The organism is Micromonospora sp. NPDC050276 (assembly GCF_044459545.1).
Taxonomy (GTDB): Bacteria; Actinomycetota; Actinomycetes; order Mycobacteriales; family Micromonosporaceae; genus Micromonospora.
Window position 1 is genome coordinate 89,533 of sequence record NZ_JBITJA010000016.1, and the last position, 26,826, is coordinate 116,358.

23 protein-coding genes are annotated in these 26,826 nt (G+C 71.9%); 19 read left to right on the forward strand and 4 right to left on the reverse strand.

Going from position 1 to position 26,826, the window contains the following annotated elements; genetic code table 11:
• Positions 1 to 28 precede the first annotated feature (28 nt).
• From ACIBF8_RS27515 to ACIBF8_RS27555, 9 genes are all read left to right on the forward strand, one after another.
• A complete protein-coding gene (locus ACIBF8_RS27515; RefSeq protein WP_396786812.1) occupies positions 29 to 1,222 on the forward strand; it encodes an ABC transporter substrate-binding protein in 1,194 nt (397 codons plus the stop codon).
• A complete protein-coding gene (locus ACIBF8_RS27520) occupies positions 1,219 to 2,115 on the forward strand; it encodes a branched-chain amino acid ABC transporter permease (protein ID WP_396786813.1) in 897 nt (298 codons plus the stop codon). Before ACIBF8_RS27515 ends, ACIBF8_RS27520 begins: the two co-directional genes overlap by 4 nt.
• On the forward strand, positions 2,112 to 3,131 hold the full coding sequence (locus ACIBF8_RS27525) for a branched-chain amino acid ABC transporter permease (RefSeq protein WP_396786814.1): 1,020 nt from the start codon (positions 2,112 to 2,114) through the stop codon (positions 3,129 to 3,131). The genes ACIBF8_RS27520 and ACIBF8_RS27525 overlap by 4 nt, the downstream gene beginning before the upstream one ends.
• Positions 3,128 to 3,871, forward strand: coding sequence for an ABC transporter ATP-binding protein (locus tag ACIBF8_RS27530; RefSeq protein WP_396786815.1), 744 nt, complete (start codon positions 3,128 to 3,130; stop codon positions 3,869 to 3,871). Before ACIBF8_RS27525 ends, ACIBF8_RS27530 begins: the two co-directional genes overlap by 4 nt.
• Complete coding sequence (locus ACIBF8_RS27535; protein WP_396786816.1) at positions 3,872 to 4,642, forward strand: ABC transporter ATP-binding protein; 771 nt, start codon at positions 3,872 to 3,874, stop codon at positions 4,640 to 4,642.
• Between the two features lie 31 nt (positions 4,643 to 4,673).
• On the forward strand, positions 4,674 to 5,477 hold the full coding sequence (locus ACIBF8_RS27540) for a class I SAM-dependent methyltransferase (RefSeq protein ID WP_396786817.1): 804 nt from the start codon (positions 4,674 to 4,676) through the stop codon (positions 5,475 to 5,477).
• Positions 5,478 to 6,356: 879 nt separating this feature from the next.
• On the forward strand, positions 6,357 to 7,133 hold the full coding sequence (locus ACIBF8_RS27545; RefSeq protein ID WP_396786818.1) for a GntR family transcriptional regulator: 777 nt from the start codon (positions 6,357 to 6,359) through the stop codon (positions 7,131 to 7,133).
• A 104-nt stretch (positions 7,134 to 7,237) separates the two neighbouring features.
• Positions 7,238 to 8,218: an ATP-binding cassette domain-containing protein gene (locus ACIBF8_RS27550; RefSeq protein ID WP_396786819.1), complete on the forward strand. Its 981-nt coding sequence runs from the start codon at positions 7,238 to 7,240 to the stop codon at positions 8,216 to 8,218.
• Positions 8,215 to 9,042: an ABC transporter permease gene (locus ACIBF8_RS27555; protein WP_396786820.1), complete on the forward strand. Its 828-nt coding sequence runs from the start codon at positions 8,215 to 8,217 to the stop codon at positions 9,040 to 9,042. Before ACIBF8_RS27550 ends, ACIBF8_RS27555 begins: the two co-directional genes overlap by 4 nt.
• A 1-nt stretch (position 9,043) precedes the next feature.
• Here the strand turns inward: ACIBF8_RS27555 and ACIBF8_RS27560 are convergent, their stop codons facing one another.
• Positions 9,044 to 12,223, reverse strand: a complete 3,180-nt coding sequence (locus ACIBF8_RS27560) for a BTAD domain-containing putative transcriptional regulator (protein ID WP_396786821.1) — start codon at positions 12,221 to 12,223, stop codon at positions 9,044 to 9,046.
• A 113-nt stretch (positions 12,224 to 12,336) separates the two neighbouring features.
• Between ACIBF8_RS27560 and ACIBF8_RS27565 the strand changes: the two genes are divergently transcribed.
• The 7 genes from ACIBF8_RS27565 (at position 12,337) to ACIBF8_RS27595 (ending at position 20,019) form a co-directional block, all read left to right on the forward strand.
• Complete coding sequence (locus tag ACIBF8_RS27565) at positions 12,337 to 13,170, forward strand: ABC transporter ATP-binding protein (protein ID WP_396786822.1); 834 nt, start codon at positions 12,337 to 12,339, stop codon at positions 13,168 to 13,170.
• Between the two features lie 31 nt (positions 13,171 to 13,201).
• Positions 13,202 to 14,185: an ABC transporter substrate-binding protein gene (locus ACIBF8_RS27570; protein WP_396786823.1), complete on the forward strand. Its 984-nt coding sequence runs from the start codon at positions 13,202 to 13,204 to the stop codon at positions 14,183 to 14,185.
• 5 nt (positions 14,186 to 14,190) lie between these two features.
• Entirely contained in the window at positions 14,191 to 16,290 is a 2,100-nt protein-coding gene (locus ACIBF8_RS27575; RefSeq protein WP_396786860.1) for an iron ABC transporter permease, read from the forward strand.
• 26 nt (positions 16,291 to 16,316) lie between these two features.
• Positions 16,317 to 17,222, forward strand: a complete 906-nt coding sequence (locus ACIBF8_RS27580) for a siderophore-interacting protein (RefSeq protein WP_396786824.1) — start codon at positions 16,317 to 16,319, stop codon at positions 17,220 to 17,222.
• Between the two features lie 133 nt (positions 17,223 to 17,355).
• On the forward strand, positions 17,356 to 18,816 hold the full coding sequence (locus tag ACIBF8_RS27585) for an SDR family NAD(P)-dependent oxidoreductase (RefSeq protein WP_396786825.1): 1,461 nt from the start codon (positions 17,356 to 17,358) through the stop codon (positions 18,814 to 18,816).
• Between the two features lie 33 nt (positions 18,817 to 18,849).
• Positions 18,850 to 19,326, forward strand: a complete 477-nt coding sequence (locus tag ACIBF8_RS27590; protein WP_396786826.1) for a heme-degrading domain-containing protein — start codon at positions 18,850 to 18,852, stop codon at positions 19,324 to 19,326.
• Between the two features lie 66 nt (positions 19,327 to 19,392).
• A complete protein-coding gene (locus ACIBF8_RS27595; protein ID WP_396786827.1) occupies positions 19,393 to 20,019 on the forward strand; it encodes a hypothetical protein in 627 nt (208 codons plus the stop codon).
• Positions 20,020 to 20,064: 45 nt separating this feature from the next.
• Here the strand turns inward: ACIBF8_RS27595 and ACIBF8_RS27600 are convergent, their stop codons facing one another.
• Complete coding sequence (locus ACIBF8_RS27600; RefSeq protein WP_396786828.1) at positions 20,065 to 21,441, reverse strand: FAD-dependent oxidoreductase; 1,377 nt, start codon at positions 21,439 to 21,441, stop codon at positions 20,065 to 20,067.
• A 235-nt stretch (positions 21,442 to 21,676) separates the two neighbouring features.
• On the opposite strand from ACIBF8_RS27600, the gene ACIBF8_RS27605 reads away from it, so the two are divergent.
• Positions 21,677 to 23,056 (forward strand): serine hydrolase domain-containing protein, encoded by a 1,380-nt coding sequence (locus tag ACIBF8_RS27605; protein WP_396786829.1) that lies wholly within the window; start codon positions 21,677 to 21,679, stop codon positions 23,054 to 23,056.
• 124 nt (positions 23,057 to 23,180) lie between these two features.
• Here the strand turns inward: ACIBF8_RS27605 and ACIBF8_RS27610 are convergent, their stop codons facing one another.
• A complete protein-coding gene (locus tag ACIBF8_RS27610; RefSeq protein WP_396786830.1) occupies positions 23,181 to 24,401 on the reverse strand; it encodes an MFS transporter in 1,221 nt (406 codons plus the stop codon).
• Between the two features lie 41 nt (positions 24,402 to 24,442).
• Between ACIBF8_RS27610 and ACIBF8_RS27615 the strand changes: the two genes are divergently transcribed.
• Positions 24,443 to 25,537: an ROK family protein gene (locus ACIBF8_RS27615; protein WP_396786831.1), complete on the forward strand. Its 1,095-nt coding sequence runs from the start codon at positions 24,443 to 24,445 to the stop codon at positions 25,535 to 25,537.
• A gap of 77 nt (positions 25,538 to 25,614) precedes the next feature.
• Here the strand turns inward: ACIBF8_RS27615 and ACIBF8_RS27620 are convergent, their stop codons facing one another.
• Positions 25,615 to 25,998 (reverse strand): MerR family transcriptional regulator, encoded by a 384-nt coding sequence (locus ACIBF8_RS27620; RefSeq protein ID WP_396786832.1) that lies wholly within the window; start codon positions 25,996 to 25,998, stop codon positions 25,615 to 25,617.
• A gap of 110 nt (positions 25,999 to 26,108) precedes the next feature.
• On the opposite strand from ACIBF8_RS27620, the gene ACIBF8_RS27625 reads away from it, so the two are divergent.
• The gene (locus ACIBF8_RS27625) at positions 26,109 to 26,810 is read left to right on the forward strand and encodes an SDR family oxidoreductase (RefSeq protein ID WP_396786833.1); all 702 of its coding nucleotides are present in this window, start codon (positions 26,109 to 26,111) and stop codon (positions 26,808 to 26,810) included.
• Positions 26,811 to 26,826: the final 16 nt, after the last annotated feature.

Below are 26,826 nucleotides of genomic sequence, written 5' to 3' on the forward strand. Positions count from 1 at the left end.
ACCCCTTCCCCTTCCCCTGGAGTAAGAGATGCCTCTCACCACCCCTTGGCGCAGCCGTGCCCTCACCGCAGCGCTGCTCGCGGCCGTGCTGACCACCGGCACGGCCTGCGGTGACGACGCTGCGGGCACGAGCGCCGGCGGCACGATAAAGATCGGCCTGCTCGCGTCGCTGTCCGGGACGTACCAGGCGGTCGGTACGGAGATCCGTGACGGCTTCCAGCTCTACCTGGACACCCACGACGGCAAGCTCGGCGGTCGACAGGTCGACCTCGTCGTCGCCGACGAGGGCAACGGGGCACAGACCGCGGTCCCGGCGGCGACCAAACTGCTCAAGCAGGACCGGGTGTCCGCGCTCACCGGCATCGTCGGTGGCGGCTCGGTCGCCGGCGTCACCCCTCTGCTCAACGAGACCAAAGTGCCGCTGGTCGGCTCCAACGGCCGACCGGAGCTCAAGGACGTGTCCCGGGTCTGGCACACCTCGTACCTCTCCGACGAGCCCGGGGCGGCGATCGCCCAGCACGTCCGCGACAACGTGAAGGGCTCGGTGTACGCGATCGGCCCGGACTACCAGGGCGGTTGGGACGAGCTGCGCGGCTTCACCGACGCGTTCGGGAAGATCGGCGGGAAGCTCGCCAACGCCGACGGCAAGACGACGTTCACCCCGTTCCCGGCCACCACCAACTTCCTTCCGTATTTCGCCCGCATCAAGGCCTCGGGCGCGGCGGCCGTATACACCTTCTACGCCGGCAGCGCCGCTGTGGACTTCGTCAAGCAGTACGCGCAGTCCGAGATCAAGGACGTTCCGCTGTACGCGGCCGGGTTCCTCACCGAGGGCGGTGTGCTCAACGCGCAGGGCGAGGCGGCCCGGGGCATCTACTCGGTGCTCAACTACTCGCCCGACCTCGACAACGCGGAGAACCGCGCCTTCGTGGCGGCGTGGAAGGCCAAGCACGACGGTTCGCCGACGACCTACGCGCTCGCCTCGTACGACGCCGCGGCGGTGCTGGACCGGGCGATCGGCGCCGCCGGAAGCGACCCGACCCCGGAGGCCATCAACACGGCCATCGGCCAACTCGGCCAGATCGCCAGCCCGCGCGGCACCTGGCAGTTCTCCACCACGACGCACTCCCCGGTGCAGAAGTGGTACCTGCGGCAGGTCCGCCAGGACGGCCGGGCGCTGTCCAACACCGTCGTGGGCGATCTCGCGACCGTCGGCCGGTGATAGCGGTGGCGGCCGGCACGAACCGGATCGACCCGTACCTGATCCCGGCGTTGGACGGGGTCGCCTACGGGCTGCTCGTGTTCGTCGCCGCGTCGGGTCTGGTCTTCTGTTTCGGCGTCGCCAACATCCTCAACCTGGCGCACGGCCTGCTCTACGCGATCGGCGGGTACACGGCCGCGGCGCTGCTCGACGGCGGCTGGGCCAGTGTGGCGCTGGCGCTGGCGGTCGGTGTGTTGGCCGCCGCCGCGGCGGGGGTGCTCCTGGCCGGCCTGCTCACCCCGGTCGCCACCGGCAATCACCTGAGTCAGGCGCTGCTCACGTTCGGCGTGGCCCTGGCCGGCGGCAGTCTGCTCGTCGCCGCCTTCGGGCCCGACGACCCGCACGTCCGGGTGCCCGCCACACTGGAGGGATCGGTGCTGGTCGCCGGCCACCGCTACGCCGCGTACCGGTTGGTGTTCATCGTCGTCGCCGCGCTGCTCGCCGCCGCGCTCTACCTGGTGGTGCGACGCACCCGGGCCGGGATGCTGGTCCGGGCGGCCGTCGACGACCCGGAGATGGTCGCCTGTCTGGGGGTGAGTCCGGCGCGGATCCGGGCCGGCGTGCTCGCCGCCGCCGGTGCGCTGGCCGGCGCGGCCGGAGTGCTGGGTGCGCCCATCATCGGCCCCGGCACGGACACCGCCGACACCGTGCTGCTGCTGTCCCTGGTGGTCGTCGTCCTCGGTGGGCTCGGATCCATGGCGGGCACCCTGCTGGCCGCGCTCGCGATCGGCGAGATCCAGACGCTGGGCGTGGCGCTACTACCGTCCGCCGCACCGTTTCTGCTGTTCGCCGCCATGGCGGCCGTGCTGGCCGTGCGGGCGCGCGGCCTGCTCGGCAGCTGGAGGGCGGCATGAGGGACGAGGTGATCCGACGGGCGCGGGGCGGCATCGCGGCACTCGTGCTGGCCGGCCTGGTCGTGGCGCCGTGGGCGGTCGACGACTACACCACGTCGATCCTCGCCCGGACGCTGGCGCTGGCCCTGGTCGGGGTGAGCGTAGCCCTGCTCACCGGTGTCGCCGGCATGCCCACCCTCGGTCAGACCGCACCGTACGCGGCGGGCGCCTACGCCTGTGCCGTGGTCGGCAGCCGGATCTCCGACGTCGGGGTCGTGCAGCTCGTCGTCGCGGCGGGCGCGGGGGCGGTGCTGGCCGCGCTCACCGTGCCGCTGGTCGTGCACGCCCGAGGGGTGATCGTCCTGATGATCACCCTGGCCATCGGCGAACTCGCCGTCATCCTGCTCGGTCGGTGGCGATCGGTGACCGGCGGCACGGACGGGTTGGCCGGCATCCCCGCGGTCCGCCCGTTCTGGGGGCTCCCGCCCCTGGCCAGCGACCAGGCCCGCTACCTGTACGCCCTGGTCGTCGTGGCCACGCTGGTCGGCGCGGTGCTGGTGCTGCTGCGTACCCGGGCCGGGCTGCTGCTGCGGGCCGGCCGCGACGACGAGACGCGACTGCGCGCCAGCGGTCACCGGGTGCCGCTGCACCTGTCCGGCGCGTACATCGCCGCCGGGGCGATCGCCGGTGCGGCCGGCTCACTCCTGGTCGTCGCCCAGCAGTACATCTCCCCCGCCGATTTCGGCTTCGACACATCCGCCCTGCTGCTGCTCGGTGTCGTCATCGGCGGCACCGCCTCGGTGGGCGGCGCCCTGGTCGGCGCGGCGTTGGTCATCGCCGTCCGGGACTGGCTGTTCGGGGTGTTGCCCGGCCACGCGCCGCTGGTGCTGGGCGCGCTGTTCGTGGCGACGGTCTACCTGCTGCCCACCGGCGTCGGCCGGGCCCGGGGCCGGTTGCGCCCACCGAGCACCCCGGCGCACCAGCCGGACCCGCCAGCCACCCATGATCAGGCCACCGTCCCGGAGCTACGCCGATGACCTGCCTGCTCGACGCCCAGGATGTCCGCGTGCGGTACGGCTCGCTCGCCGCGCTCGACGGCGTGGACCTGTGCGTCCACGACGGCCAGCGGCACGCATTGATCGGCCCGAACGGGGCCGGCAAGACGACCCTGCTCAACGTGATCGGCGGGTCCACGAAGCCACAGCGCGGCACGGTGCGGTTCGACGGGCGGGATCTCGGTCGGCTCGGGCCGGCGGCTCGGGCGCGGCGAGGCATCAACCGGATCCACCAACGACCTGCGGTCTTTGCGACGCTCACCGCGACGGAGAACGTCGTGGTGGCCGCGCTGCCGCGGGTCATCCCACGCCACCGGTGGCGGCCGGGCGGACGACGGCGCGCCGCGCAACACCGAGCGGGCCCACTGCTGGACCAGATGGGCCTCAGTGCCGTCGCGGCCGTGCCCGCCGGGCACCTCGCACACGGGCAACGACGCCAGTTGGAGATCGCGATGGCCCTTGCCGGTCGCCCCCGCCTGCTGCTCCTGGACGAACCGGCGGCCGGGCTGTCCGCCATCGAGGTCGGCCGGCTGGTCGAGCTGCTCAAGGCGTTACCCAGGTCGGTCGCCGTGTTGCTGGTCGAACATCGACTGGACCTGGTGTACGCCCTCTCCGACACGGTCACCGTGCTGCGGGACGGTCAGACACTGGCCGCCGGCACGCCCGACGAGATCCGTAGCTCGCCGCTGGTGCGGCAGGCCTACGCCGACGGGGTGGTCTGAATGCTCACCGTGGATCGCCTCTGCGCCGGCTACGCCGGGGGGATCGTCCTGCACGACGTCAGCCTGCGGGTGCGCCCGGGCAGCATCCAGGCCGTGGTGGGCCGCAACGGAGCGGGCAAGAGCACGCTGGTGCACACCATCGCCGGGCTGGTGCGGGCCTCCAGCGGTCGCATCGAGATCGGTGGCGTGCAGGTGGCCGGCCGACAACCGCATCGCATCGCCCAGTCCGGTGTCGGTCTGGTCCCGCAGGGCCGGCGGGTCTTCTCCCGGTTGACAGTGGCCGAGCACCTGCACCTGGCGGCCGCGCCGTGGCGGGCACCCACCTCGAGCGGTGCGGGTTGGACGGTCGCCCGGACCCTGGAGTTGTTGCCGCGGCTGGCGGTGCGGCTGCGACACCGTGGCTGCGAACTCTCCGGTGGTGAGCAGCAGATGCTGGCGATAGCCCGGGCGCTGCTCGGTCAGCCCCGGGTGTTGCTGCTCGACGAGCCGTGTGAGGGCCTCTCGCCCGATCTGGCGGCGCGAGTCCGCGAGTTGGTCACTGGTCTCGCCGCCGACGGCCTGACCGTGCTGCTCGTGGAGCAGCAACTCCAGCACGCCATCGAGATCGCCGACCGGGTGGCGGTGCTGGAGTACGGCCGGGTGGTCTACGACCGGCCGACCGCGGAGGCCCGCCGCGACCCGGCCCCGCTGGCGGCGATGTTGAGCGTCGCCGCCGCCCCGCCGCCCCCGGCCAACCGATCGACACCTCGGCTCTGGGCCGACACCCCGTAGTCACCCGACCTGCACGGAGAGGTAGACACCGATGGCAACCGCGACGAGCGACGACACGTACACGTTCGACAACGGCGCACCCGACGCTGTTCCCCAGATGCACGCGCTGGAGTCCTTCCTGGATCCGATCACGACGCGTCGGCTGGCCCGCCCGGTGCTGCAACCGGGCGCGACCTGCTGGGAGGTCGGGGCGGGGGGCGGCTCGATGGCCCGGCGGATCGCCCGCGCGGTCGGCGACGACGGTCACGTGCTGGCCACCGACATCGACCCCACCCACCTCGTGGCCGAGGGCAACCTGCACGTACGCCAGCACGACGTGCGCACCGAACCACCGCCCGGGGACGCGTTCGACCTGATCCACGCCCGGCTGGTGCTGCTGCACCTCCCCGATCGACGACGGGTCCTGCGCACCCTCACCGGCGCGCTGGCGCCCGGCGGGTGGCTGGTGGTCGAGGAGTTCGACTGCACCGCGCCGCAGCGGGTGCTGACCGCACCCACCGACGATGCCGCGAAGCTCTTCGCGCAGGTCATGGACGCCATGATGGGTGTCCTGGAGGACCACGGCGCCGATCTCGGGTGGGCGCAGGACGTGCACACCGAAATGGCCCTCGCCGGTCTGACCGAGGTGGACACCATCACCCACTCGCAGAGCTGGGCCGGTGGGTCGACCGGAACGTCCCTGTACGAGACCAACTCCCGCCAGTTGGAGCCGGATCTGTTGGCCGCGGGATTGTCGCCCAGTCAACTGAACGCCTTCCGGCGGCTGGTCCGCGATCCCGGGTTCGCCGTCATGTCGTACCACTTCGTCTCCACGCGGGGCCGCCTACCGAGCTGAGCAGGCGGACCACCGCGCGGAGCGCGGTCGCGCCGTTCGTACCTCCCCCGCCGCAGCACGCCCCCCGTTGCGCGCCGGGCAGCTCTAGGACGGCCTCGACCGCACCGGCCGGGCTCCCCGCAAGGGAGCCCGGCCGGCCTGCGTCCGTGCCTGGCACCCCTGGACCAGTGCAGGCGGTAGGTACCGCACTCGCGCCGGCTGGATGAACAGCGCGCGCCGCGCGACGGCGTCACCGCTCGGACCGAGCTGGTAGCAGTCGATCCAGGCCCATCCGTCGTAGGTGATCCAGTCAAGAACCCTGATGACTCGTACGGTGATGGGGCGGATGAACTGAACACTGACGGCGCGGTCCAGCCGCAGCATGTCACCTGCCTTCATGCCGGCTTCCTAATACGCCACACCTTCAACGTCAGCCCGGCAGCCCTCAGCTTCGGGCAGCCATCAGGCTGGCAGCGCGGGCACGTGGCGCGATTGTGGAGGTCGACGACGAACCCAGCCATGATCACGGTGAACGGGGGTTCCGGACGAGGCTGCTCAAGCATCATGTCGGCCGCTCTGCCGGTTGCGGCGCTTGAGTAACTGTCTCCGGGTGGTCGTCTCCTCCGGCTCCCGAGGCGGTGCAGGAGAGCCGCAAGCTACGGCCTGGGCAGCGGAGCGTTCGACCACATCGACCGGCTCATCAGGTCGCTGGAACCACTTCCATCGGCGCACGGGGGCCTTCCCTCGTTTCGAGAGACCGGCACGGGCGCCTACCCCTAGATCACTCTCCGTACCGGTCCCACTGCTACGTTATCCCTGTCTATGCAACCTGTCTAGACAGGTGCCGTCGTGTCGTGGCACGGAGGACGTTCCGGCAAGATCGGGAGTACGGTGACGAACGTGCCTACCCCGCACCAGCAGCCCCGTCGATATCGCCAGGTGGCCGACGAGCTACGTCGCCGCATCGAGGCTGGCGCTATCCCGCCTGGGTCATTGCTGCCCAGTGAGTCGACGTTGATGGCTGACTTCTCAGTCGCCCGTGGAACCGTTCGTGAAGCTCTGGCGTTGCTGCGCTCCGAAGGCTTGGTGCTGACGGAGGTAGGACGCGGCACCTACGCGCGTCCGATCGTGCCCGTGCGCCGGGTGGCCTCAGAGCGGTACCGCAAAGAGCTGGAGCAGGTCCGGAGTGGCGAGCTTGGCACGTCGTTCACGGCCGATCAGCAGGTGAAGTGGTCGGCCTACACCTTGGACAAGGACTTCCGGGAGGTGCCAGCCACTGCGGCAGTGGCCGAGCTGTTCAACGTGGAGCCGGGGACGATGCTCCTCGAACGTCACTTCCTTTTCCGCACCCACGGCGTTCCGCAACAGATGTCCGTCTCACGCCTGTTGCTGGACATGGTCGCCGGCACCCCAGTAGCCGACCCTGAGAATGAGCCTTGGCCTGGTGGCAACACGTCGCAGCTCTACAGTCTTGGGCACACCGTCACCAGCATTCGCGAACGTCCCGCCTGGAGGATGCCGACCCCGGACGAGACCGAGGCGCTGCGCATCCCGGGTGGAGTGCCCGTAATCGTCATCACCAGACAGACCTACGTGAACGACTGGGTAGCCGAGGTCGCGCACATCGTGATGCGGTCTGACCGCGTTGAGCTGGACTACCTGATCCATCTCGCATGAGCGGATCGTGGCTTCCGACGTAGCCAGACGGATTTCGTAGCCCGTGTCGGCCCGTGTCGGTGGCGTGTCAGGGCGGTGTCAGCGGGCCCGAGCAGACTGGGCGCATGACAGCTGACCTGGTGATCGAGGCCGAGGGCCTCGTGAAGACGTTTGGGAAGACGAGGGCGCTACAGGGCGTGGACCTCGCCGTACCGCGCGGGACGGTGCTCGGGGTGCTCGGCCCCAACGGCGCCGGCAAGACCACCGCCGTTCGCATCCTCTCCACCCTGCTCACCCCGGACGGCGGAACCGCCCGAATCAGCGGTTTCGACGTGGTACGGGACGCCGAGCGCGTCCGGCAGAGCATCGGTCTCACCGGCCAGTACGCCTCGGTCGACGAGGACCTGACCGGGCGGCAGAACCTGGAGCTGTTCGGCACCCTGCTGGAGCTGGGGCGCGTCGGATCCCGGCGGCGGGCCGCCGAACTGCTCGACTGGTTCGACCTGACCGACGCCGCGAACCGGCCGGCCAAGACCTACTCCGGCGGCATGCGGCGGCGGCTGGACCTGGCGGCCAGCCTCGTCGGCTCGCCCGATGTGATCTTCCTGGACGAGCCGACCACCGGACTCGACCCGGCCAAGCGCGAGGACATGTGGGACGTCGTCCGCTCACTGGTCAACAACGGCTCGACGGTGCTGCTCACCACGCAGTACCTGGAGGAGGCCGAGGCGCTCGCCGACGCGATCACGGTGATCGACCACGGCCGGGTCATCGCGCACGACACCCCGGAGGGGCTCAAGCGGGTGGTCGGCGGGCAGACCCTGGAGGTCCGACCGTCCGATCCCGCGCAGTTGCCCCGCACGGCGGAGATCCTGACCCAGGTCGGCTCCGGCGCCCAGGCCGACGAGATCCGCAAGGGTGTGCTGGCGGTGCCGGTCACCGACGACACGGCGCTGACCGAGAGCGTCGCCCGGTTCGCCACGGCCGGCATCGCGGTCACCGAACTCTCCCTGCACCTGCCGAGCCTCGACGAGGTGTTCTTCACCCTCACCGGGCGTACGGCATCCGAAGACGACACCACCCGCCCCACGGAGGTCGCGGCATGAGCACCCTGATCGACACGGCACCGACGAGAAACCGCGGGCTGTCGACAACCACCCCGCACCCCCGACCGTTCAGGTTGGTCCGGCACTCGTTGGCGCTCGCCAAGCGCAGCCTCATCAAAACCTGGCGTACGCCCGAGGCGCTCATCGACGTCACCCTGCAGCCGGTGCTGTTCCTCATCATCTTCGTGTACGTCTTCGGCGGCGCCGTCGCCGGATCGACCCACGACTACCTGCAGTTCCTCCTGCCCGGCATCCTGGCGCAGACGATCGCGACCGGCGCCATCGCGATCGGCGTCAACCTCAACACCGACATCGCCAAGGGCATCTTCGACCGGTTCCGGTCGTTGCCGATCCCCCGCTCCGCACCACTTGTCGGCGCGGTCCTCGGCGACGTCGTCCGGTATGTCATCGTCACCGTCTCGACCCTCGCGATCGGCTACGTGATGGGTTTCCGGATCGAAACCGACCTGTTCCGGGCGATCGCCGGGTGTCTGCTCGCGGTGCTGTTCGCGCTCTGCCTGAGCTGGCTGCCGGTGCTCGTGTCGATGAAGGTGCGGACCGCGGGTGCCGTGCAGGGTGTGATGTTCGCGTTGATCATGCCGCTGAGCTTCGCCTCCAACGTGTTCGTCGGCGCCGACACCCTGCCGGGCTGGATGCAGGCGTTCGTGGAGGTCAACCCGATGACGCACCTGGTGGCATCGGTACGCGGGCTGTTCCTCGGCACCCCGCTCGGCAACCACGTCTGGTGGACGCTCGCCTGGTGCGCCGGCTTCGTGGCGCTGTTCATGCCGCTGGCACTGCGGGCGTACCGCAAGAAGATCTGAATCAGGCGAGCAGGTCGTCCATCAGCTCGCGGATCCGGCTGATGGCCGCGGCGGGCGGCCGCTCGCGCCACACGGTCAGCAACGGCTCACGCTCTTCCTCGTCGCCGAGGATGGCGTTGAGCCGTTCGCTGCTCCCGGTGGGGAAGAACATCTCGATGTGGGTGCCGATCCGCTTCGCGAGTACGGACAGTTCGCGGGCGGTGCCGACGTCATCCCGGTACGCCGCGAGTTCCGCGCCGCCCGACGCCCACGCCCCGATCACCGGCAGGTCCCGTGAGGTCAGCGCGTCGTCGCGGGTGAGCGACAGCATCGCGGCCGCCTGGCCGGCGGCGTCGCTTCCCGGCACCGGCCGTGCCTGGGCCACCCGCAGGCAGAGGACCGCCGCCGCGGCCCGGAGCATCACGCGCGGCTGTGGCTGCGGCCCAGCCCAGCCGGCGAGGATCCGGGTCATCTCGTCGATGTGGGCGAGCGCCTCGTCGTAGCGCCCGCGCTGCCAGGCGAGGTGCGCCAGGCCGAGCAGCGCCTGCGCTGCGTCCACCTGCTCGGCCTGGCCCGGTGTGGCCGTCTCGCCCAGTCGCCGTTCCGCCTCCGCGTCCCCGGCGAGGGCGAGCTGCACGTCCAGCCGGAGCCGGATCGACCGCGCGTCCTGCGCGGCGCCGACCAGTTCCATGTGTTGTACGCTGCGGGTCAGCCACTCGGCCGACCGGGCATCTGCGCCCGGGACCAGGAACTGCCCGACGGCACCTGCCGCCATCGCCATGCCCCAGTGGTCGCCGACAACCTCGAAGCGGTGGTACGCCTGCTCGGCGTCACTGATCGACGCCTCCGGCTGGCCGCCGTTCTCCCGTACCGCCGCGCGCGCGAACAGCCCGAGCCCCTGCACGTACGGGTCCGGGTGTGCGACCAAGTCGGTCGCGCTCTTCAAGCTCTGCTCCAGATCGGACGCGTCGAAGCCGGGCAACGCCGACGCGAGAGCGGTCAGCCGGGGCGACACCTCGGCGGGCCGTTCGGCCTGGAGCGTCCGCAGGGCCCGGCGGGCGAGCACGGCAGGCCGCAGGTCGGCGCTGATGCCGGCGTTCACGCTGATCACCACACACGTCCAGGCGAGTCGGTCGGCGTTGGGCAGTGGTCGGCCGCTGGCACCGCCGCGCAGGATCGCCGACCGCAGCCGCAGCTGCGGGTTGTCGATGTGCAGCAGCCCGCGCGCCCAGGCGAGGACCTCAAGGTGCAGGCCGCGCACCGACCAGAGGTGGAACAGCGCGGTGGCGACGTCGACCGAGGCGGGCTCGTCGTCCTCTCCCATTGCCCACCGCAGGCCGGCGACCAGGTTGTCCTGCTCGGCCGCGCAGCGGTGCAGTGCCTCGACCTGTTCGGGGCCGATGAAGCGGCTGACGAGTGCCACGGCCTGCTCCCGCGCCCACCTGACCAGGCCGGCCATCGCCTGACCCCGGGCGCCGACGGCGTCCAGCCGGGCCTCGCCGTACTCCCGGACCGTTTCGAGCATCCGGTAGCGCGGCGGACCGTCCCCCTCGACCAGGGTCAACAGCGACTGTTCCACGAGGGTCGCCAGGCCGCGACGCACGTCCGAAGTCTGCGCGACGGCGGCGGCGAGGTCCGCGGTGAACGGCGCGGGAATGACCGCGACCCGCTGCAGCAGCTCGCGGTCGTCCTCGGCGAGCAGTTCCCGGCTCCAGTCGACCAACGCCCACAGGCTCGCGTGCCGCTCGGGCAGGCCGCGCAGGGCGTCGTCGAGCAGCGCGAACCGGTCGGTCAGCCCGGCGAGCACGTCGTCGATCGGCATGTGCCGCAGTCGCGCGGCGGCCAGTTCGAGCGCCAACGGCAGGTTGTCGAGCCGGTGGCACAGGGCGAGCGCCCGCTCGGTGTCCCAGGTCGGCACCGCACCACCGGCCCGCGCCCGGGACTCGACCAGCGCGAGCGCGTCGGCGTCCGGCAGCGCGGTCAGGCGGTGCACCAGTTCGCCGACCAGGCCCAGTGGGGCGCGGCTCGTCGCGAGCACCGCGACCTCCGGCGAGGCCACCGCGACCAGGTCGGCGACGACGACGGCCACCGCGTCGAGCACGTGCTCGCAGTTGTCCAGCACCACCAGCCCGTCCAGGTCCGGCGCCACGGCGCGCAGCCGCTCCTCGGGGCTGAGGACCCGTCGTTCCAGACCGAGGTTGGCACCGGTCGCGGTGGTGTCCGCACCGCCGAGCGCGGCGAGCACGGTGGGCAGCACCTCGTCGGGCGAGCGCAGGCCAGCGAGTTCGATCACGCGTACCGCCTGACCGGCCGCCGCCGTGCGCCTCGCCACCTCGGCGGCGAGGCGGGTCTTGCCCGCCCCGCCGGTCGCCACGATCGTCACCACAGGTGTCTCGGCGAGGGCGTCGGTGACGGCCTCGACGTCGCGCTCCCGTCCGACGAGGGCGGCCATGGGACGACGCCACGCGGCGGGCAGCGTGATCCGCGCCGGTGGCCGGGGCGGTGCCGCGACGGGTGGGGCGGTGAGTTCGCCGCGCAGCAGCGCCAGGTGAACGTCGGTGATCACGGGTGACGGGTCGGCGCCGTACCGGTCGGCCAGGTCGGCGCGCAGTCGCTCGACCAGGTCCAGCGCCTCGGCCTCCCGCCCCTGGGCGGCGAGCACCCGGACGAGCAGGGCGGCGGACGGCTCGTCCGGCGGTGTACGCGCGACGAGTCGCCGCAGGTCGGCCTCGTCGAACGGGCCCACGCCGGCGAGTGCCGCCTGCGCGCGCAGCGCGGTGACCTCCGCGAACAGGCGGGTGTCCTCGACGGTGACCAGCTCTGGCACCTCGGGGAACAGGGCACGTGCCTGATCGGCCAGGCCGCGGGCGCCCCGGACGTCACGGCACTGGAGCACGCCGCGCGCCCGGTCGACGAGCGCGCGCGCCTCGACCGCGTCGACGGTGATCTCCTCGGCGGGCAGCCGGTATCCGCCCGGCACCGAGACCACGGGTAACCCGAGACGGCGCACTCTGGACACGAGCGCCTGGACGGCGCCGGTCGCGTCGTCGGGCGGCGCGCCGTCCCAGACGGCGTCCACGAGCAGGCTCACGGAGACCACCCGCCCGCGCGCGTCGATGAGCGCGCGGAGCACCGCCGCGAGCCGTTCACCCCGAACGGGTTGGCCGTCGACGGCGAGTGGGCCGAGGGTCGCGATCTGCACGGACTTAGCATCCCCCACCCGGCTGCGGACTCGACGACCGCCGGTCCTAGCGGCCGGTCAGGGCTGCGTGACCGGCTTGACAGGCCGCCAATCAGTTAGGTTAGCCTAACCTCATGCAGAGCGAGTTGGCGTCGGTCAACGGGGAGCGCAGCCTGTCCGGCGTCGACCTCCGTCTGGGCTATCACGGGGTGCCGGTGGTGCACGGTGCCGTGATCAACCTCCGTGCGGGCGCGGTGACCGCGCTCGTGGGGCCCAACGGCAGCGGCAAGTCCACGCTGCTGCGGGCCCTGGCCCGGCTGCATCCGATCGAGGCGGGCACGGTTCACCTCGCCGACGGCGTCACGGCCGCGAGCCTTGCGGCCCGCGAGTTCGCCCGCCGGGTCACGCTGCTCGCCCAGAGCCGGCCGGTGCCCAGCGGGGTCACCGTCCGTGATGTCGTGAGCTACGGCCGACACCCCTACCGGGGGCGTTGGCGCACCGAGGATCCGGACGGACCCGCCGCCATCGACCGCGCCATGGACGTCACCGGTGTCGCCGCGATGGCCGAGCGTCCCGTCGACGAACTCTCCGGAGGAGAGTTGCAGCGGGTCTGGCTGGCCACCTGCCTGGCCCAGGACACTCCGGTGTTGCTGCTCGACGAACCCACCACGTTTCTCGACCTGCGCTACCAGGTAGAGATCCTCGACCTGGTCCGTGACCTCGCGAACGACCACGGCGTCGCCGTGGGCGTCGTGCTGCACGACCTCAACCAGGCAGCCGCCGTCGCGGACGAGGTGGTCCTGTTGCACCAGGGTCGGGTCCGCGCCACCGGCACCCCGGCAACGGTGTTCACCGAGGACGCCCTCACCGAGACCTACGGGATCCGCATCGAGGTGACCACCGATCCGGTCAGCGGACTGGTCACCACCCGCCCCGTCGGGCGGCACCAGATCCGCGCCCTGGTCTGAACACCCCCATCCACAGCAGAGAAAGACCGTCATGACCCGTACCCGTTTCACCGCCCTCATCGCCGTCGTGGCCGCGCTGACGCTCGGCGCCTGCGGCACCACCGAGAACGCCGCAGCCCCCGACACCTCCGCCTCGACGGCCGGCGGCCCGGTCACCGTCACCGACAGTCGGGGCAAGGAGATCACCCTCAAGGCCCCGGCGACCAAGGTCGTCGGGCTCGAGTGGGGCGAGGTCGAGATGCTGGTCAGCCTGGGCGTCATGCCCGTCGGCGTGGCCGACCCGAAGGGCTACGGCACCTGGGTCACCTCCGCGAAGCTCGACCCGGGCGTCAAGGATGTCGGCAACCGTGGCGAGCCCAGCGTCGACTCGATCGTCGCCCTCCAGCCCGACCTCATCGTGATGGAGGACGACCGGGGCGCGAACATGGTCAGTCAGCTGGAGAAGTACGCCCCGGTCGTGGTGGCCAAGGGCAGTGACGCCACCGACAACCTCGGCCGGATGCGCACGGACCTCAACATGATCGCGAAGGCCGTCGGCAAGACCACCGAGGCGGAGAAGCTGCTCGCCGACTTCGACGCGGCCATCGCCGACGGCAAGAAGAAGATCGCCGACGCGGGAGCCACCGGCCGCCCGTTCGCCATCGCCGACGGCTGGAAGGAGGGCAGCACCGTCAGCATCCGGATGTTCGGACCGGGCGCCCTCGTCTCCCAGATCGGCATCCAGCTCGGCCTCACCAACGCCTGGACCGGCAAGACCGACGAGGTGTGGGGCCTCGGTCAGACCGACGTCGAGGGCATGACGGTCCTCAAGGATCCGAACCTGCGCCTCTTCTACAACGCCTCCGACGGTGACGACGTGTTCGCCGACGGGCTGGCCAGCAACGCCATCTGGAAGTCGCTGCCCTTCGTGCAGAAGGGCAACCTGCACAAGATGCCCAACGGCATCTGGACCTTCGGCGGTCCGCTCTCCGGCAAGCAGTACATCGACGAACTCGTCAAGACGTACGCGGTGTGAGCGTGCTGAGCGCACCCCCACGCCCGGAGCCGGCCACCCGGCCGGCTCCGGGCGGACGCCAGGCCGTGCCCCGCGTCGCCGGTGTCTTCGTCGCCGCGATCCTGCTGCTGCTCGTGGTGGGCGCGGTGCACCTCACCCAGGGCACCTCGAACGTCGGCGCCCTCGACCTGCTGCGGCTCGCGACCGGCGCCGACGACGAGGCGGCCCGCGTCCTGATCGCCTCCCGGTTGCCCCGGCTGCTCGCCGGGCTGGCCATCGGCGTGGCGCTCGGGTTCGCCGGGGCGGCGTTGCAGTCGATCGCCCGCAACCCGCTCGCCTCCCCCGACACTCTCGCGGTCAACGCGGGCGCCCACCTGGCGATCGTCGCCGTCGCCGCGTTCGGCGTCTCGCTGCCCGCGCTGCCCGCCGGCGGCCTCGCCTTCTGCGGAGGGCTGGCCGCCGCCGGCCTGGTGATGGCGATGTCCTCCGGCGGGCAGGCCGGCACCACCCGGCTGATCCTCGCCGGCTCGGCGACCGCGCTGGCGCTCGGATCGGTGACCACCCTGCTGCTGCTCCTGTTCGAGCAGGCCACCATCGGTCTGTTCGCCTGGGGGAACGGCTCGCTGGTGCAGAGCGACCTCACCGCGCTGACCCAACTCGCCCCGGTGATCGTCGGTGCCGTCGTCGCGCTGGTGCTGCTCGGGCACCGCCTCGACATCCTCGCCCTCGGCGACGACACCGCCACCGTGCTCGGCCTCGACGTGCGGCGCACCCGGCTCACCGTCATGGTCCTCGCTGTGCTGCTCTCCGCCGCGGCCGTCACCCTCACCGGACCGGTCGGCTTCGTCGGCCTGTGCGCCCCGGTGATCGTCCGACTGCTCGCCCCCGTGGTGCCGGGGGTGCACCGGCACCGCATCCTGCTGCCGCTGTCCGGCATCGCCGGGGTCATCATCGTGCTCGGCTCCGACGTGCTGCTGCGGGCCGTGCTGGGCGGGCAGGCCGGGGTCGACATCCCCACCGGCGTGGTCACCACCCTGTTCGGCGCGGCGATCCTCATCTGGCTGGCCCGCCGGCACCGCGACGCGGGCCCCACCCGCCGTCCGCCCGGCGGGCACGCGGCCGTCCGCTCCGCCGCCTTCCACCGAGGCGTTCTCGCCGTCACCGCCGTGGTGACCGTCACGGCCGTGGCGGTCGGCATGCTCGCCGGCGACACCTGGGTGCTGCTCGGTGACCTGGCCAACTGGATCAACGGCAGCACCGGGCCCGCGTACACCTTTGTGCTGGACCAGCGGTGGCCGCGTGTCGCCGCAGCGGTGCTGGCCGGCGCGGCGCTCGCGATCGCCGGCACCACCGTGCAGGCCGTCTGCCGCAATCCGCTGGCCGAGCCCGGCATCCTCGGCATCACCGCCGGCGCCGGGCTCGGGGCCGTCTCCCTGCTCACGTTCGTGCCACTGGCCGGGGTGTGGGCCGTCTCCGGCGTCGCCGGGCTCGGCGCGATGGTGGCGTTCGCGCTGGTGTACGGCCTGGCCTGGCGCGGCGGACTGAGCTCCGACCGTCTCGTGCTGATCGGTTTCGGCGCCTGGCAGGGCGGCCTGGCGGTCATCACCTACCTGGTCGTCGCCTTCGACCCGTGGAACACCGGGAAGGCGTTGACCTGGCTGTCCGGCTCGACCTACGGCCGGATGCCCACCCAGGTGCTGCCGGTGCTGATCGCCCTGCTGGTGCTCACCCCGGCCGTCGTCGCCGCCCGCCGCGAACTCGACCTGATGGCGCTGGACGACGACACCCCCCGGGTGCTGGGCGTCCGCCTGGAACGCACCCGGTTGGTCGCGCTCGGCGCGGCGGCGCTGCTCACCTCCACCGCGGTCTCGGCGGTCGGGGTCATCGGCTTCGTCGGCCTGGTCGCACCGCACGCGGCCCGGGCCCTCGTCGGCGGGCGGCACTCCCGGGTGCTCCCGGTGGCCGCCCTGCTCGGCGCGGCCCTGGTCAGCATCGCCGACACCCTCGGACGGACGATCATCGCTCCGGCCCAGATCCCCGCCGGCCTGGTCACCGCCATGATCGGCGCCCCGTACTTCGTCTGGCTGCTGTGGCGGTCCCGCGCCGTGGCGAGCACCACCCGGTAGACACCGGCCGAGCCGAGAGAGGCACCATGACCGAGACCCTGCCCATTGCCCCGTGGCGCGTTTTCGCCGTCACCGTCCGCGCGGTACGCCGACTCAGCCCGTCCTTCACCCGGGTCACCTTCACCGGGGCGGACCTCGACCGATTCGCCGACAACGGTTACGACCAGCGGATCAAACTGGCGCTGCCGCTGCCCGGTCAGCGCGGGGTGAACCTCCCGGGTGGCGCGGACTGGTACGTGAGGTGGCGGGCCCTGCCGGCGCACCTGCGCAACCCGGTGCGCACCTACACCGTGCGGGCTGTTCGACCGCACCTGGCCGAGGTGGACGTCGACCTGGTGCTGCACGGCGACAGCGGCCCGGCGACGCGCTGGGCTCGACGGGTCAGCGTCGGCGACGAGATCGCCCTGGTCGGCCCGGACGCCGGCTACAACGGCAACCACGGCGGGGTCGAGTTTCGACACTCGGCCGGCGGCACCCTGCTGTTGGCCGGGGACGAGACGGCCGTGCCGGCGATCGGCAGCATCTGCGAGCGGCTCCCCCTCGACGCCCGGGGCACGGTCGTGCTGGAGGTGCCCGACGCCGCCGACGTGTTGCCGCTGGTCGCGCCCCCCGGGATCGAGGTCCGCTGGTTGCCCCGGGGCGCCGACGGGTACGGCAGCCGGCTGGTGCCCGCCGTCGTCGCCGCGGCCGGCGAGTTGCTGGCCCCCGGTGCGTCGACGGCCGCCCAGCCCGTGCCGAACGTGGACGTGGACACCGAGATCCTGTGGGAGGTGCCGGAGGAGGTGGCCGCGGCGCCGCTGTACGCGTGGCTGGCCGGGGAGGCTGGCGTCATCCGTACCCTGCGCCGGCACCTGGTCGCCGAGCGGGGGCTGGACCGGCGGGCGGTGGCCTTCATGGGCTACTGGCGTCTCGGCCAGGCCGACGCCGACTGACCGCGTCGCGCGGCGCACACCCAGCCGGAGAGCCGCGAGGTGCGTCGGTGGGCGTGGGGCGCGTACCGTTTCGGGTCGGACTTGGGGCGGGCCGGCTGGATCCGGCACGGGATACGGGACGAGACAACGACGCATGACGGTGGACAACATTACCGAAAACGGTCAAGGCGGCATTGACCGAAGCCGGCTGGAGGACTGCCTCAGCGTCTTCGAGGCGTTGGAGGCGCTGCCCTCGGACCACCCCGACGTGGTGCGGGTGCAGCGGGCCACCGCCCGGCTCTACAAGGTGATCAAACAGCGGCGGCGCGAGGAACGGCGAGAGGCCATCCTCGCCGCCGACCGCGCGGTGACCGAGGCCACCGCCACCGGCGCTCCGGGGCGGATCGACGACGAGACGCAGGGCATCCCGCTGGCCTCCTCGGTGGCGGGCGAGACGGCGGGCTTCCTGCACAACCCGCGCGGCTGCTACGTCTGCAAGCAGCGCTACCGCGAGGTGGACGCCTTCTACCACCAGCTCTGCCCGTCCTGCGCCGCGCTCAACCGGGAGCGTCGGGACGCCCGTACCGACCTGACCGGCCGGCGCGCGCTGCTCACCGGCGGCCGGGCCAAGATCGGCATGTACATCGCGCTGCGGCTGCTGCGCGACGGCGCGCACACGACGGTGACGACGCGGTTCCCGCACGACGCGGTCCGCCGGTTCGCCGCGATGCCCGACAGCCGGGACTGGCTGCACCGGCTGCGCATCGTCGGGATCGACCTGCGCGACCCGGCCCAGGTGATCGCTCTCGCCGACTCGGTTAGCAGCCAGGGCCCGCTCGACATCCTGATCAACAACGCGGCGCAGACCGTCCGCCGGTCCCCCGGGGCGTACGCGCAGCTCATCGCCGCGGAGGCCGCGGCCCTGCCGGACGGCCCCCTGCCGGAGCTGATCACGTTCGCCAAGCCGGACGGGCAGGGCACGCCGGTGGGCAGCCTGAGCGCCGGGCCGCAGTCGACCGCACTCACCCCGCACGCGCTGACCGCGCTGGCCCTCACCAGCGGTTCCGCCTCGCCGGAGCGGATCGCGGCGGCGACGGCCATCGACGCCGGGGGTCTCGTGCCCGACCTCGACTCGGTCAACAGCTGGGTCCAGCGGGTGCAGGAGGTGGACCCGGTCGAGTTGCTCGAAGTGCAACTGTGCAACGTCACCGCACCGTTCGTGCTGGTCAGCCGGCTGCGGTCGGCGATGGCCGCCGCGCCGGCCCGGCGCAAGTACGTGGTGAACGTGTCGGCGATGGAGGGCCAGTTCGGCCGCGGCTACAAGGGGCCGGGGCACCCGCACACCAACATGGCCAAGGCCGCGCTGAACATGCTGACCCGCACCAGCGCCCAGGAGATGTTGACCGACGGGATCCTGATGACCAGCGTCGACACCGGCTGGATCACCGACGAACGCCCCCACCCGACGAAGATGCGGCTGGCCGACGAGGGCTTCCACGCCCCGCTGGACCTGGTCGACGGCGCGGCCCGGGTGTACGACCCGATCGTCCGCGGCGAGCAGGGCGAGGACCTGTACGGCTGCTTCCTGAAGGACTACGCGCCCTGCGCCTGGTGACCGAGATTGCCACCGTTGAACGAGGAGAAAAACATGTCAGTTGACCGTGAACCGTGGCCGACGCTGGACGAGCTGTTGCGCGAGGAGAGCGAGCTGGAGCTCGCCGGCCTGTCCGAGACCGACGCGTACGAGTTGGGGATGCTCGCGGTCGCCGCCGCCACCGAGCAGCGCCTGCCGGTGTCGGTGGGCGTGTGGCGGGCCGGGCGGCAGCTGTTCCACTGTGGCCTGCCCGGGTCGACGGCGGACAACGACGCCTGGCTGCGCCGCAAGGGTCGGGTGGTGATGCGGTTCGAGCATTCCTCGCTCTACATGGCCCGGTTGTGCCAGGACAAGCAGGTGACGCTGGCCGAGCGGTTCGGCCTGCCGGCCTCGCGGTACGCGGCGGCCGGGGGCGCGGTGCCACTGCGGGTGCGCGGCACCGGCGTGGTGGGCTGGGTCGGTGTCTCCGGGCTACCCCAGCTGGACGACCACCGCTTCGTCGTCGACATTCTCCGCAAGCTCCCCCGCTAGAGCGGGCATACCTGCGCCATGGTTGCCGTGTGGCGAATCGGGGACTACCGGCGAGCGGAGACGCCCGTGACCGAGCCGATCACCAAGTTCGGCGGTCAGCCCACCTGGCTCGGGCCACCGCAGTGGCCGGTCAGCGCGGCCTGGGGCACGCCGATGCGCTTCCTGTGCCAGATCACGCTCGAGCCCGAGCTCGTCGGCGACGGCCCGGGACGGCTCGCCTATGTCTTCGTCACGCACGGGGACCACGGACGCGATGCCGACGAGTTCGACCCGGACGTCATCCTCGCTGACGGAGGCGAGAACGCCGTGGTCGTCCAGCCCGGCGCCTTCGCCGGGCCAACCGTCCCGCTGGCCAGCGGCCCGACGCTCTACCACGACGATGGATCACCCGCGGAGTACACCGTCGACCTGGTTCGCGACGAGGATCCCGAACCACTCTTGTCCGACGCTTACCTGGCGCTGTCGTCCGAGGATCAGGACCGCTACGCCCAGGCGATCGACTACGACAAGATCGGCGGAACGGTCCTGCCGCTCGACCCGGACGACTGGCCCGCGGGCGGGCCGTGGCGGCCACTTCTGCGTCTGGCGACGAACTGGACGCCGTTCTATCTCAACCTCGGTGCCGCTCCGGTGGCCCTCGCGTTTCTGTCCGCGGACGGCCGCGCAGGTTGCCTTCTGGTAGAGGACTCCTAGGACCGGCCCGGCGGCCTCGGGACGAGGCCGCCGGGGGCTGCCCGCTCAGCGGGCGCGGCGGTTGGCGCGCAGGGCGCCCAGAAGCACGCCGGGCCGGGCCAGCGAACGCGGGTGCTCGCGCATCGAGACGACATCGTTGAACCGGCGGGCGGTCGTCACGTCCGTGACGGTCGCCGCGATGACCTGCCGGCTGGCCCAGCTGGAAAGCCGGTAGCCGCGCGGGTAGGGGCCCTGGACGTGGGGCAACGCCAGGTCCGCGGAGGTCGAGATCGACCACGCGGCGTCGACCACGACCTTCTGGAGCGCGAGGTAGTGACGCGCGGGCGCCCGCAGGTCCGGGCCGGAGCGCAGGTACGTCGACAGGCAGGCCGCGTGCAGGGCCGCCGCCGTCATGCCCTGCCCGTACACCGGGTTGAACGACGCGACGGCGTCACCGACGCTGACCAGCCCGGCCGGGAACCGCTTCAGCGCGTGGAAGTCCCGTCGTCGACTGTCGGAGTGGTGATAGGTCTGGACGTCGCCGAGCATCTCCTGGTCGGCGACCGCACCGAACTCCGGTGGGAACTGCTCCCGCAGCCGGCGGACGAAGTCCTGCGCGGTGCGCCCCGGGCGGTCGTTGCCGTAACCGGCCATCATGGCCATCCACCGGCCGTCCTCGATGGCGAAGAACGCGGCGCCGGCCACGTCCATCGCCATCTTCGGGGTGTGCAGCGCCAACACGACCGTCGTGGCCGGCGCGACCTCCGCGCGGCGAAACAGGGCGGTCGCGTAGTTGAGATGCACGGTCATCCGTCGGGTGACCGGTCGGTCCCAGTCGGCCTGCTCCAGCCAGTCGGACAGTTTGCTGGACCGCCCCATGGCATCCACCACCAGGTCGGCGCGCTCGACACCGGGCACCCCACCGACGTCGCAGCGGACTCCGGCGACCGCGGCGCCGTCGAACACGAGGCCGGTGGCCCGGGCGGTGACCGTCTTGACATTGGGCAGTCGAAGCACCTGCTGACGGATCAGGCCCTCCAGCAGCGGCCGGCTGCCCGCCAGGCTGTCGGCGTCGTCGGGGACGACGACCTTCAGCCGGCCGTCGAGGTAGTTGCGCCGGGCCGCGGGCGGCGCCTCGACCGCCCCGCGCGCCAGCGCCTCGTCGCGGAACCCGGGAAACAGTCGCTCCAGTTGGAAGAGACCGCCGGGCAGCAGCGCGTGCAGCTGGGTCCCCTGGGGTACGCCGGGCCGCGCGCCGCTCACCTGCGGGTCGTCCCGGTCGATGATGACGACGGTGTCGGCGTAGTCGGACAGCACCCGGGCGGCCAGCAGACCGGCGACACTGCCGCCGACCACGACAGCCGTGCCCATCATCGGGGAGGCCTGGTCAGGGGGTCGAGCAGCGTTCAGCTCTACGAAGACCCGGGACGGGGAGAGGGACATCGTGCTCTCCAAGGGGTAACGAGGTGTGTGCCCTCCCCGGTTACTGTCCGCGACCGCGCGCGGGCAGACCGGTGGACGGTCGATCGACGTGATGCCCGCCGATCGTCGCACAACCGCCGGAACGTCTACCGGCTGTGTCCGCCAGATGACCATCTGTTGGCCAATGAGCCGAACGAGACCGACGTTCGGACGACTCAGGTGGCGCGGGTGCGGACCGACTGTCACGATCTTCGGCATGCCCATTGCGCGTCGTACCCTGCTCGGGGCTGGACTGGCCGCCGCGACCTCCGCCCTCACCGGTTGCGGCGACAACGGCGCCGCGGACCCCGGCCCGGCCGGCCCCGGCGACGCGCTGGCCGCGACCGACGCCGCCGGGAATCGGGTGGGCTTCGGCTCGGCAGGGAATCTGCCGTCCGGCGCACCGGGCGTCACCGCGCCCCCGAGCGGCGGTGCCGCGCCAGCCGGTCAGGCCGGCTACGCGCAGCAGGTGACCGCCCTGCTCCGTAAACACCTGCCCGCCACCCCGCAGACCGTGCAGCACAAGGGCTTCCCCGGCGCGGTCGCGCTCGTGCTGGTCAACGGCAAAATGACGGTGCACACCGCGGTCGGAGAGGCACTGCGCTACGGCGCCGGCCCGAAGCTGCTCCCGGCCAACCAACGCGTGGCGATGCGCCAGGACTCCATCTTCGACCTCGCCTCGGTGACCAAGGTGTACACGGCCATCCTGTTGTTGCAGCAGGTCGACAAGGGGCGTGTCGATCTCGGTGCTCCGGTTCGCGACTATCTGCCCGCCTTCACCGGCACCGGCAAGGAGCGGATCACCGTCGAGATGCTGCTCACCCACACCAGCGGCCTCCCCGTCGGCGCCAAGGTCACCGGCCTACCGGACAACGCGGCCCGGTGGAACGCCGTGCTCACCACGCCGTTGGTCTCGGGCGCCGTGCCCGGCACGACGTTCCGCTATTCCAGCGTCGGGCTCATGACCGCCGGCAAGATCGTCGAGAAGGTCACCGGCCAACGGCTCGACCAGGCGCTCAAGAGCAACCTCACCAGCCCGCTCGGCCTGCGCGACACCGGTTTCAACCCCAACACCTGGTGGTCGACCAGCGTGCGGGGCGGCCGCATGGTCGCCACCGACGCCCGCTCGTCGCGGGGCCTGCTGCGTGGCACGGTCCACGACGACGTCGCCAACCACCTCGGGGGCATCGCTGGTCACGCCGGCATCTTCGCCACCGCCCGCGACCTCGCGGCCATCGGCCAGATGCTCCTCGACGAGGGCACCTACCAGGGCAAGCGGGTCCTCGCCGCGGCGACCGTCCGCCGGATGCTGACCAACCACAACGCCGGCAAACCCGCCATCGACCCCGAGCGGCCCAACCGGACCTCGGCGCACGGCCTCGGCGTCGTCCTCAACCAGAGCTGGTTCATGGGCAGGCTCGCCTCGGCCCGGACCTTCGGCCACACCGGGTTCGCCGGCCCGTCGTTGTTGGTGGCGCCGGACCGCAAACTCGTCCTGGCCCTGCTCACCAACCGCGCGCACCCCAACTGGAGTTGGTCGAACCCCGACCCGGTCCGCGCCGCCGTCGGCGACCTGCTCGCCAAGGAGGTCAGCTGACCGGCTCAGCGTGTTCGACTTCTGACCGCCTCTCACGGGCGGCCCGGCCACCTCAGGTCGAGACGGTGGCCGGGACCCGCTCGCGCACCCGTCAGACGGTGGCCGGGACCCGCTCGCGCACCCGTCAGACGGTGGCCGGGACCTGTTCGCGCACCCGTCGCCCGACGGCGAAGCTGACCAGCCCCAGGATCAGCCCGACGACCGCCAGTACGATGCCCACCCGGGCCGGTGCGAGGTAACCGAGCCCGGCGGCGATGGCGACGCTGCCCAGGGCGGCGCCCAGGCTGTTCGCGATGTTCATGGCCGACTGGTTGAGCGCCGCGCCCATCAACTGCGCTCCCGGTGCCACGGTGATCAGACGCGCCTGTAGCACCGGGCCGAGGTAGAGACTGGTCGCGCCGACCAGGAACGCGCCCACGAACAGGCCGACGCGGGTCGACGCCACGAGACTGAACACGGCGATGCTCACGATCATCGCCACGAACCCGATGACCATGCTCCGCTGCAGGTCCCGGTCGGCCAACCAGCCACCCAGGGCGTTGCCGACGGTCATGCCGAGTCCCACCGCGACCAACGCCCACGGCACCGTCGCGGCGGCGAGACCGGCGACGTCGGTGGTGACCGGCGCGATGTAGGTGTTCACCGCGAAGAACCCGGCGAACCCGACCGCCCCGGTCGCGGCCACCAGCCAGACCTGCGCGGTGCGCAGCGCCCGCAGCTCGGCCGCCGGCGAGCCGTCGACCGCCGCCGCGACCTCCGGCACGACCGCCAGCACCGCCAGCAGGGTGAGCAGGAAGAAGCCGGCGATGACCAGGTACGCGGCCCGCCAGCCGGCCGCCTGCCCGAGCCGGGTGATGAGGGGTACGCCGACCAGGTTGCTCACGGTCAGACCGCCGAGCACGGTGGCGAAGCCACGAGCCTCGTTACCGGGGCCCATCAGGGTCGCCGCGAGCAGGCCGGCCGCACCGAAGTACGCGCCGTGCGGCAGCGCCGCCGCGAACCGGGCCATCAACACCAGGTCGAAGGTGGGCGCGATCGCGGATGCGACGGTGCCGACGGCGAAGAGGACGAGCAGCCCGAGCACGAGTTTCTTGCGGGGCAGCCGGGCGCTCAGCGCGGCGATCAGGGGCGCGCCGACGACCACGCCGAGCGCGTACGCGGTGATCATCCAGCCGGCACGGGCGACCGCGTCCGAGGACGACTGCGCGTACTCGTGCGGGAGCAGGCCGCGCGCGATGTCCGGCAGCAGCCCCATCGCCACGAACTCGGTCAGGCCGACCGCGACGCCGCCCAGTGCCAGCGCGGCCAGTGCCGCCAACCGTCGACCCCTGCTCAACTCGATCACCGAAAAAATTTAGCAACAGCGTTGCGTAATAGGGTGGTGAGATGACTCGCGTCACTGCCGACGTCACCTTCCTGCGCGGCTACAACCAGGCACTGGTCATGGCGGTGGGGCGTACCGCTCGCACGTTCGAGCGGTCGACCGTGGTCGAGGCCACCGGCCTCACGCCACAGGCGGTCTCCAAGGTCATCGCCCGGCTGACCGCCGACGGCCTGATCCGTCCCGCTGGCGTCCGGCGTCCGGGCATCGGCAAGCCCGCGGTCGTCTACGAACTCGTGCCGGACAGCCGGTACGCGATCGGCGCCCACGTGGCCCGGCGCACACTACGACTCGTCCTGGTCGACCTGGCCGGCACCGTGCACCACTCGGCGGTCAGCCCGCTGCCCCGCGACTTCACCCCGGAGCAGCTGCTCGACGCCCTGGGAACCGGGATCGACACGATGGCCGGCGTCGGCGATCTGCGGGGCCGGCTCACCGGGCTGGGCATCGGCATGATCGGCCCACTCGACCACGCCAACGGCCTGGTCCGGGGCGCCCACGGTCTGCGGCACTGGCACGACGTACCCCTGCGTGAGCTCGCCGAGAAACACCTGGGACTCCCCGTCCACCTGGACAAGGACGTCACCGCAGGGATCACCGCCGAGGCGTGGCGGCAGGGCGCGCCGTTCGGCGACGCGGCCCTCATCATGGTCGAGTCGGGCATCGGTGGCGGCTTCTGGCTGGGCGGCACGGCGCACCGGGGCGCGCACACCAACGCGGGCGAGTTCGGCCACACTGTCGTCGACCTGAACGGACCCCGCTGCGTCTGCGGTCGGCACGGGTGCCTGGAGATCGTGCACCACCACGCCACCGAGGCCGGCGACCTCGCCCGCGCCGCCCGCGTGCTGGCCGTGGGCGTCGTCAACCTGCTCCAGACCCTCGACCTCGCCCAGGTGGTGCTGGCCGGCGCGGACCTCCTGCGGCACCCGCAGACCTATCTCACGGCGGTCACCGAGGCCGTCGGGGCGGACGCGCGGCGCGCGGACTGGCTCCGCACGAGGGTGGCCCTGTCCAGCCTCGGCGCGGACGTGATCGCCGCCGGCGCCGCCATGCAGGTCCTCGACCAGCACTACGGCATCCCGGAGCTAGCCCCCATCTGACCGCCGACAGACCGCCCGGTGTGGGCGGTCACGGCACTCGGTCGGCGCTGGGTGGACCGTGGCACCCCGTCGGGTTGCTACGCCACCAGGGCGTCGGATTCCACGTGGGTGCACCCGTTGGCTGGGCTCTCGCTGGAGGCGATGACCGCGTCGAGCCGGTCCCGCGCGTTGCGGAGTTGGCTGATCTGCTCGTCGATACGGGCACGTTCGGCGCGCAGCAGCGCCCGGGACTCCGGGGTGTTGACCTTGGCGTCGACGCAGGGCAGCAGGTCCAGGATGGTCCGGCTGGACAGGCCGGCCGCGTAGAGCGTCTGGATCAGGTGCACCCGGTCGACCGCGCTGTCGCCGTAGTGGCGCTGCCCGCCACTGCTGCGGGCGGCGGTCAGCAGGCCCTGCTCCTCGTAGTAGCGCAGGGCGCGCACCGACACCCCGGTCGTCGTGGCGAGATCGCCGATACGCATGGACTCTCCCCCGATCGGTGACGCCTGCCACACGACCTTGTCCCTCACGTCAATGTCAGGTTTTACCTTAGCTCGCGTACCGCTCATCCCTGATCCAGGAGGCAACACTTATGCAGATCATCGGTTCGATCGCGCTGGTGACCGGGGCCAACCGTGGCATCGGTCGGCACTTCGCCCAACAGTTGGTGGAGCGCGGGGCAGCCAAGGTGTACGCCACGGCCCGCAACCCTGAGCAGATCGACATTCCCGGCGTCGAGAAGCTCCAGCTGGACGTCACCGACCCGCGGTCCGTCGCGGCGGCGGCCGCCGCCGCACCCGACGTAACCCTGCTGGTCAACAATGCCGGGATCACCACCTCCACCAACCTGGTCACCGGGGACCTGTCCAAGGTCCGGGCCGAGCTCGACACGCACTTCTGGGGGACCCTGAGCATGGTCCGGGCATTCGCCCCGGCGTTGGGCGCGAACGGTGGCGGGGCGATCCTCAACGTCCTGTCGGCGTTGTCGTGGTTCTCTCACGACGGGGCCAACGCCTACGGCGTGGCGAAGGCGGCCGAGTGGAGCCTGACCAACGGGATCCGGCTGGAGCTCGCCGGCCAGGGGACGCTGGTGACCGGCCTGCACCTGGGCGCCGCCGACACCGACATGATGGCCGGATACGACGGCGACAAGATGGACCCCGCCGACGTCGTACGTGTCGCGCTGGACGGCGTCGAGGCCGACCGGATCGAGGTCCTCGCCGACGAGTGGAGCAGGCACGTCAAGGCGTCCCTCGCCAACGATCCGAGCGCCTTCTACACGACCGGGCGGTAGTTGTCAGGGTGGGCGT

Coding starts and splice junctions, on each gene's coding strand:
- ACIBF8_RS27515 (WP_396786812.1), top strand. CDS start 29: ATGCCTCTCACCACCCCTTGGCGCAGCCGTGCCCTCACCGCAGCGCTG.
- ACIBF8_RS27525 (WP_396786814.1), top strand. CDS start 2,112: ATGAGGGACGAGGTGATCCGACGGGCGCGGGGCGGCATCGCGGCACTC.
- ACIBF8_RS27530 (WP_396786815.1), top strand. CDS start 3,128: ATGACCTGCCTGCTCGACGCCCAGGATGTCCGCGTGCGGTACGGCTCG.
- ACIBF8_RS27535 (WP_396786816.1), top strand. CDS start 3,872: ATGCTCACCGTGGATCGCCTCTGCGCCGGCTACGCCGGGGGGATCGTC.
- ACIBF8_RS27540 (WP_396786817.1), top strand. CDS start 4,674: ATGGCAACCGCGACGAGCGACGACACGTACACGTTCGACAACGGCGCA.
- ACIBF8_RS27550 (WP_396786819.1), top strand. CDS start 7,238: ATGACAGCTGACCTGGTGATCGAGGCCGAGGGCCTCGTGAAGACGTTT.
- ACIBF8_RS27555 (WP_396786820.1), top strand. CDS start 8,215: ATGAGCACCCTGATCGACACGGCACCGACGAGAAACCGCGGGCTGTCG.
- ACIBF8_RS27565 (WP_396786822.1), top strand. CDS start 12,337: ATGCAGAGCGAGTTGGCGTCGGTCAACGGGGAGCGCAGCCTGTCCGGC.
- ACIBF8_RS27570 (WP_396786823.1), top strand. CDS start 13,202: ATGACCCGTACCCGTTTCACCGCCCTCATCGCCGTCGTGGCCGCGCTG.
- ACIBF8_RS27580 (WP_396786824.1), top strand. CDS start 16,317: ATGACCGAGACCCTGCCCATTGCCCCGTGGCGCGTTTTCGCCGTCACC.
- ACIBF8_RS27585 (WP_396786825.1), top strand. CDS start 17,356: ATGACGGTGGACAACATTACCGAAAACGGTCAAGGCGGCATTGACCGA.
- ACIBF8_RS27590 (WP_396786826.1), top strand. CDS start 18,850: ATGTCAGTTGACCGTGAACCGTGGCCGACGCTGGACGAGCTGTTGCGC.
- ACIBF8_RS27600 (WP_396786828.1), bottom strand. CDS start 21,441: ATGTCCCTCTCCCCGTCCCGGGTCTTCGTAGAGCTGAACGCTGCTCGA.
- ACIBF8_RS27605 (WP_396786829.1), top strand. CDS start 21,677: ATGCCCATTGCGCGTCGTACCCTGCTCGGGGCTGGACTGGCCGCCGCG.
- ACIBF8_RS27615 (WP_396786831.1), top strand. CDS start 24,443: ATGACTCGCGTCACTGCCGACGTCACCTTCCTGCGCGGCTACAACCAG.
- ACIBF8_RS27620 (WP_396786832.1), bottom strand. CDS start 25,998: ATGCGTATCGGCGATCTCGCCACGACGACCGGGGTGTCGGTGCGCGCC.
- ACIBF8_RS27625 (WP_396786833.1), top strand. CDS start 26,109: ATGCAGATCATCGGTTCGATCGCGCTGGTGACCGGGGCCAACCGTGGC.